Origin of the sequence: Aliiruegeria sabulilitoris, assembly GCF_001558155.1 — a bacterium.
GTDB classification, from domain to species: Bacteria; Pseudomonadota; Alphaproteobacteria; order Rhodobacterales; family Rhodobacteraceae; genus Tropicimonas; species Tropicimonas sabulilitoris.
Window position 1 is genome coordinate 1 of the sequence record NZ_LOAS01000127.1, and the last position, 505, is coordinate 505.

Annotated in this window: 1 protein-coding gene; it reads left to right on the forward strand. The window is 59.2% G+C overall.

Going from position 1 to position 505, the window contains the following annotated elements:
• Positions 1–505: IS3 family transposase (locus AX756_RS24845; protein WP_156461701.1), on the forward strand; the 505-nt coding region annotated here is incomplete at both ends.

Below are 505 nucleotides of genomic sequence, written 5' to 3' on the forward strand. Positions count from 1 at the left end.
AATCACGCCTACTGCCGAGTGTGAATCCCTTTTGTCAACACGACCTAGGAAGCTCTGGCCGTCCACGCATGACCGAGGAACTGAGGGACCTTTGGCTTGATATTGGCCACCGCCGTGTCGCCAGGCTGATGCGCGAGAACGGGATTTCCATGAAACGAAACAGGAAGTGTGAGGCCACGACCGATAGCAACCACAGCTTCAAAATTGCGCCGAACCTGCTGGATCGTGACTTCTCGGCGGACCAAGCCAACCGGGAATGGGCCGCTGACATCAGCTATGTCTGGACCCAGGAGGGATGGCTCTACCTCGCTGTGATCCTGGACCTGCATTCCCGGCGCGTCATTGGCTGGGCGGTGAGCAACCGGATGAAGCGCGACCTCGTTATCCGGGCGCTGAAGAAGGCAATCGCCTTGAGGCAACCGCCAGAAGGCTGTATCCACCACACGGATCGCGGCGGCCAGGGCGGATTCAACCGGTCGTCGCAACACCCTCGATCATATCCTGT